This is a genomic window from Sphingobacterium sp. UBA6645 (assembly GCF_002455685.1).
GTDB lineage: Bacteria > Bacteroidota > Bacteroidia > Sphingobacteriales > Sphingobacteriaceae > Sphingobacterium > Sphingobacterium hotanense.
Map to the genome: position 1 here is coordinate 1 of NZ_DKLH01000012.1, position 5,550 is coordinate 5,550.

Here is a 5,550-nt window from a genome sequence, read left to right on the forward strand (position 1 = left end):
AATTAGGATATATCATTGGTTTAGAGATGATAGGAGTCAGAAGCTTTCTAGACCCAATGTAGAACCTTTTCAAACCCTTTTCCAAAGGGTTATGATTGGGTTTTACATTGGGTTTGAAAGGGCTTTGAAAGGTGAGTGTGTGAAACAAGACCAGAACGAGCCTTCATGATTTTATGGGGAGAATAAATAATAGAATGAAGTTTTTTGGTGGTTGAGATTAGCTTGGTAGGGCGAAAGTAATCGGGAAAGATCAGACAGGAGGATAACAAGAAAATTTTTAGAGAAAATAAGCCAATTGGAAATGTTTATCCGCAGGGAAGATGGCAGCGACCGAAAACATAGGCCTGATGTATCAATCGGACATTTCAAGATGTTTTATTATACTCCAGTCGAAACTAACTTTAATAACTTAAAATATAAAAGCTACTTTTTTTCGAGGGCAGTCAATTTTTATATGAAATTATTGAACTTTGGTTTTCTTGAAAGATTCGTAGCTTTTCTGTATATATAGAAATTGATCATATGTGTTTGATTGATTCTTTTAAAATTTCCGAGTTGAAAGTATTAAATAGAAGATTTAAAAAAGAAGAATTAAAAGTGATTAATGGAGATAAATTGGATAGTATCATTGAAGAAGTTGATTTAGATATAAAATAATAGGTCTTATAAGATTAAAGAGAAATAGTCAAGTTTGATATAAATAAATTCTTGGTTATATTCTAAACTAACTAATTTTATACCCAAAAAGGTATAATGTGTTGCTTTATTTCATTTTTATACCCGAAATAGTATAATTATTAAATTTTATCTATATTTATATCAGAAGAGGTATAATTATGGATTCGTTACGACAGTTTGTTAAGCAAAAAAGGAAAGAACTCAAGCTTACGCAAGAGGATTTGGCATTGAATGCTGGAGTTGGGCTACGCTTTGTACGTGATTTAGAACAAGGAAAAAAAACGCTTCGTTTGGATAAAGTGAATGATGTATTAGCCTTGTTTGGGAAAGAAGTAGGTGTAACGGATAAAAGTAGAGAATGATGGCACGTCAAGCGAAAATATATTTTCAAGATAAGTTGGCAGGTTATTTGGCAGAAGCAGATGGAGGTTTTACCTATCGTTATGCCGAAGAGTACCTACATGCTACAGATTCAAAACCAATTAGTCTAACAATCCCGCTTTCAAGCCAAACCTATCATAGTAATGTTCTCTTTCCATTCTTTGATGGTTTGATACCAGAAGGCTGGCTCTTAGAAATTGGCGAGAAGCATTGGAAACTGAATCCAAGAGACCGATTCGAGTTGCTTATTAATTTATGTAGAGATACGATAGGTGCAGTTTCTGTATACCCGATGGAGGCGGAGGGTAATGGCTAATTGTTTATTTTGTTATAAGCCTGTTGAAGGAGGAAATTACCATCCGAACTGTTCAAAAAAGTTTTTTGGAGCGACTACTGTTCCTATGCTTGAATTAGACCAAGAGAAGCTGAATAAGTTAGCTCAAATCACAGTAAACGAAAGATTAGCCTTAACAGGGGTGCAGCCTAAAATATCTTTAAGTTTAAATGGAGAAAAGGGTAATAGAAGATTGACCTTAGTTGGTCTTTGGGGTGATTATATTTTGAAACCACAGTCGCCAGATTATCTTTTTATGCCCGAAGTGGAAGATTTAACGATGCACTTAGCGAGATTATTTAAGATTGAAACTGCTGAGCATACATTGATTAAGACTTCTACTGGTGAATTAGCGTATTTAACGAAGCGATTTGATCGTAAGAATGGAAAGAAGATTCACGTAGAAGATTTATGTCAACTTTCTGAATTATTGACAGAACAAAAATACAATGGTTCTTATGAGCGTGTAGGTAAGATTATAAAGCAGTACGCTACGAACTCTGGTTTAGATATTATTAAGTATTTTAGATTGGTCTTATTTAGTTTTCTGACAGGAAATAATGATATGCATCTAAAGAATTTTTCATTGATGCATGCGGAGAAGGGGATTTTGCTTAGTCCAGCTTATGATTTGTTAAATGTAAATCTTATCTACCCAAAAGACAAGGAAGATTTAGCCTTAAATCTAGGTGGAAGAAAGCGAAAGGTTAAACGCTCGGATTTTGATCAATTTGCGATGAGTTTGGGTTTGTCTGATTTAGTTCGAGATAATATCTACAAAGACTTCTCAAAGCAATTAAATAAGGTTATTGATTTTATCAATAGAAGCTTCTTGATTGAAGAATACAAAGCAGAGTATATACTGATATTTGAAAATAAGTTGAGTCAAATTAGTTTGTAATGACGATTATGTTTCCCAACTTATACAATGCAATAACCCACCTTGTTTAGCTAAATCAGTACAAATTATCTGAGAAATATCTTGCTTAAGGAATAGCTTACGAAGCTTATTGACATCTAAAATTTTTAAAAAAATTAATTATTTTATTAAAGCTTTTTAAGCGACAGTATTTGGCGGTTTAGCTGATTATGTTTGTTGAAAAAGAAATAATTATGGACATATATAAATTAGTAGAGGTTTTTCTAAGAAAAAGCACATTAGTATCGTTGCTTTTTTCAATAACATACTTCACTTGTTATGAATACTTAAACTTTAATGCTGTAGAATTAATCATAGTCATTTTAATGAGCTGTCCTATTCATAAGTATTATATTGATTTAGAGGAGGATAATGTAGATTAAATTATTTTTGCTTTTAATCCTAAAAATATGTTGTAATTTGATAAATTATAGTGTTATTTTAGCTAACTTAATTACATTTTTTTTGCCTAAATTAATTCTAATTATATAGGGTTAATGTATCGCTAACGAATTATTAATAAAATATTGATGGCAATGCGTTCATAATGATAGAATACCTCAAGCCTGGTCCGCGAATAGAGCATCTTTACCTTTTTCCCTATGAACCGGTAAGGCACGCTATAATAATGGCGGTCTTCACCAAGACAGATATGGCCGGTTTTGGCCACGGTAGCATAGTGGAGTTTTTTGAACTCGTAACGTGATATGGGAAGTCCACCCAGAGAATGGCGCTCAACCTCCTCAAACTGTGACCGTCGACTATAACTCCGTCCTTTGAGCTGGCAATTGTTATGGAGTTCCAATTGATAACGGATTGCGGTATTGAGTTCCTGTAATGTATGATAGGTATTCTTCCGCAATGGGGCATAGATCCTATTGTATACGATCTTTACGGCCCCCTCCACAAGTGCCTTGTCCCGTGGGCCATTTGCCCTGGCTGGCAGTACGCTGGTCTGATAGTGGTCCGCAAAGTCGGAAAAAGTCTCGTTCAATGTGGGTTCATACCGGTTGCTACGGGTAACTGCTGCTTTCAGGTTCTCCGGTACGATAGCCGAAGGTACTCCTCCAAAGTAATGAAGGGCGTTTTCACAGACGCAGATCAGGCTTTCTTTGCTCTGATCCAAGACTGCTTCGACATAGGTAAGCTGACTTGCGCCAAGAATGGCAACGAATACTTCTACGTCCTGGATCTCTCCACTGGAAGGATCAATTATCTGTAACTTTTTTCCTGCAAAGTCAATGTAAACCTTGTCCCCGGCTTTGTGGTCAAGGTGCATCACGGGGTTTACAATAGCTTTCCATTGGTTGTAATAAAAGCAGAATTGGGTATACTGCAGCCCTTCGGGAAATTCTTTCATGTAGGCTTCCCACAGAAGTTTTCGGGTAACTCTGGGACGTTTGAGCTCCTTGTCAATATGGGGAAGGCAGCGTTGGAGAGCCTGAAGGCGACTGTCGGGTTTTCGCTCGTTGCTCTTACCAAACAGGTCTTCCAGCTCTTTGTCACCCAGCGAATTTACTTCTTCAAAGGTGAATCCGCTCAGCTGAAAGAACTTAATGTACTTCTTTATCGTGTTGCGCGAAACGTCTGCCTGAATGGCAATCGCCTGTTTGCTACGCCCATGATCGTGAAGTCTCAGTATCTGTCTTATTTTGTTCATGCTGATCGTCGTGTTGGCCATAATCTTAGGGTTATTCTTCCCCAAACATATGGTTACAGCTAAAGCTCTAAAACTAACGGTGACAACTGGTCAGTTTCGTCCGAAATACCATGGTCATTTTCCGCCGGAACAGGTGGTCACTTTATTCCGAAATCAGGTGGTCAATATAAGCGAAAGCTCCACGATGCTTCTCATATCAACGTACAATTAGTGCAGGAAGCTGATCGCGTTTCATTTACCGTGCAGGATGATGGTAAGGGGTTTGAGCAGCAATCTGAGATGGAAGGCATGGGGTTACGGAATATTCGGCAACGTGTAGAAGCTTTTCAAGGAAAGATGAATATTTACTCCTCTAGCGAGGGCACAGAAGTGCACGTTGAATTGGAACTAAATAAAGAGGGTAAAGATGATTAAAGTTGCTATAGTAGATGACCATAAGGTTCTGACCGATGGTCTAAAAACGCTTATTGAAGAGTCGGGTATAGCGAAAGTTGTTTGTCTTTGGCATACCGCTTCGGATTGTAGAGCAGCTATCGGTAGTTGTAAACCAGACTTATTGTTGCTTGATGTAGGCTTGCCCGATATGAGTGGAGTTGATTTCTGTAAGGAGCTCAAACAGCGGTATCCAGACCTTAAGATAATGGCTCTCACTACACACAATGAGTATAGCGTAGTTCGGCAGATGCTGAAGAATGGAGCTTCTGGATATCTTGTAAAGAATGCCATGACAGAAGAGGTATTGGCCGTTATAGGCGCCGTTGCCAACGGCAACATTTTTCTATGCCATGAGGTAGATGTATTGATGAAGCAGCCCAAGGAAAGCCAACTCTGGCTAAGTCAAAGTGAGAGCGAAATCTTGAAATTAGTAGCAGAGGGTTTGACAAATGGCGAAATTGCGGACCGAATATTCCTGAGTCCGGAGACCATCAAGAGCTACCGCAAGAACCTCTTATTGAAATTGGATGCCAAAAATACAGCCATGCTGGTCCGGATAGCCTTGGAACAAAAACTAATCTAAGTGTCGATCAGTAAGCGATTTTAAACCTTGCTGCAAACTTAATTTCTAAAAGGATCTGAAGCCTTTTCCCGAGCCTTCTCTTGTTTGGCTAAATTGGACAAATGAATAATGGCATTTCGTAATCTCTTTTCTTCCCCTTCAATGTTCCGGTATGGGATCGTAATTCGAAAATGCGATTTGGTTTTTCCTGTTCTCGAGTAATCTGTAAAAGGTCCTTGCAAATGCTCATCATCTAATGATATATAGCCGGTGAACTTCAATGAGTTTTGAGGGAAAACAACGGTTAAAAATTTAATTGGTGACTTCGACATCGTCGGCTTGTTTTTGTCGTCGAACTTTATCATTTTCGACCAGTCGATATCAGAATATGCCGTTGTCATGTCGAACTGTGTAGCACCTGAAATAAACTTTTCAGAATAGCTAAGTCCGTCTCCGCCAAATTCTGGCTTTGGGTGGTGAAGAATTTTGATGGAAATATTAGCGGCCTCGGTTTCAGCAAAAATCTCATTATAATCGATTGTTGCGTTCATTATTTTGTCTATGTATTCCGAGGTTTCATC

The 5,550-nt window shown here is 37.9% G+C and carries 7 protein-coding genes; 5 read left to right on the top strand and 2 right to left on the bottom strand.

The genetic code is table 11. From position 1 onward, the window contains the following. Positions 1–836 precede the first annotated feature (836 nt). The 3 genes from B2400_RS02295 (at position 837) to B2400_RS02305 (ending at position 2,294) form a co-directional block, all read left to right on the top strand. On the top strand, positions 837–1,040 hold the full coding sequence (locus B2400_RS02295; protein WP_286651580.1) for a helix-turn-helix transcriptional regulator: 204 nt from the start codon (positions 837–839) through the stop codon (positions 1,038–1,040). Beyond that, entirely contained in the window at positions 1,037–1,375 is a 339-nt protein-coding gene (locus B2400_RS02300) for a HipA N-terminal domain-containing protein (RefSeq protein WP_293930545.1), read from the top strand. The genes B2400_RS02295 and B2400_RS02300 overlap by 4 nt, the downstream gene beginning before the upstream one ends. Before the next feature lie 85 nt (positions 1,376–1,460). After that, a complete protein-coding gene (locus tag B2400_RS02305) occupies positions 1,461–2,294 on the top strand; it encodes a HipA domain-containing protein (protein WP_286651578.1) in 834 nt (277 codons plus the stop codon). A gap of 523 nt (positions 2,295–2,817) precedes the next feature. Here the strand turns inward: B2400_RS02305 and istA are convergent. After that, positions 2,818–3,993, bottom strand: coding sequence for an IS21 family transposase (gene istA / locus B2400_RS02310; protein WP_293930547.1), 1,176 nt, complete (start codon positions 3,991–3,993; stop codon positions 2,818–2,820). 174 nt (positions 3,994–4,167) lie between these two features. Here istA and B2400_RS02315 point away from each other — a divergent pair, with 174 nt between their 5' ends. Both B2400_RS02315 and B2400_RS02320 read left to right on the top strand, forming a co-directional pair. Continuing rightward, a complete protein-coding gene (locus B2400_RS02315; protein ID WP_349681673.1) occupies positions 4,168–4,386 on the top strand; it encodes an ATP-binding protein in 219 nt (72 codons plus the stop codon). Continuing rightward, entirely contained in the window at positions 4,379–4,990 is a 612-nt protein-coding gene (locus B2400_RS02320; RefSeq protein ID WP_293930551.1) for a response regulator, read from the top strand. Before B2400_RS02315 ends, B2400_RS02320 begins: the two co-directional genes overlap by 8 nt. A gap of 38 nt (positions 4,991–5,028) precedes the next feature. Here the strand turns inward: B2400_RS02320 and B2400_RS02325 are convergent. Beyond that, positions 5,029–5,550, bottom strand: a 522-nt coding sequence (locus B2400_RS02325) for a hypothetical protein (RefSeq protein ID WP_293930552.1), incomplete at its 5' end; no start/stop codon positions are given.

Coding starts and splice junctions, on each gene's coding strand:
- B2400_RS02295 (WP_286651580.1), top strand. CDS start 837: ATGGATTCGTTACGACAGTTTGTTAAGCAAAAAAGGAAAGAACTCAAG.
- B2400_RS02300 (WP_293930545.1), top strand. CDS start 1,037: ATGATGGCACGTCAAGCGAAAATATATTTTCAAGATAAGTTGGCAGGT.
- B2400_RS02305 (WP_286651578.1), top strand. CDS start 1,461: ATGCTTGAATTAGACCAAGAGAAGCTGAATAAGTTAGCTCAAATCACA.
- istA (WP_293930547.1), bottom strand. CDS start 3,993: ATGGCCAACACGACGATCAGCATGAACAAAATAAGACAGATACTGAGA.
- B2400_RS02320 (WP_293930551.1), top strand. CDS start 4,379: ATGATTAAAGTTGCTATAGTAGATGACCATAAGGTTCTGACCGATGGT.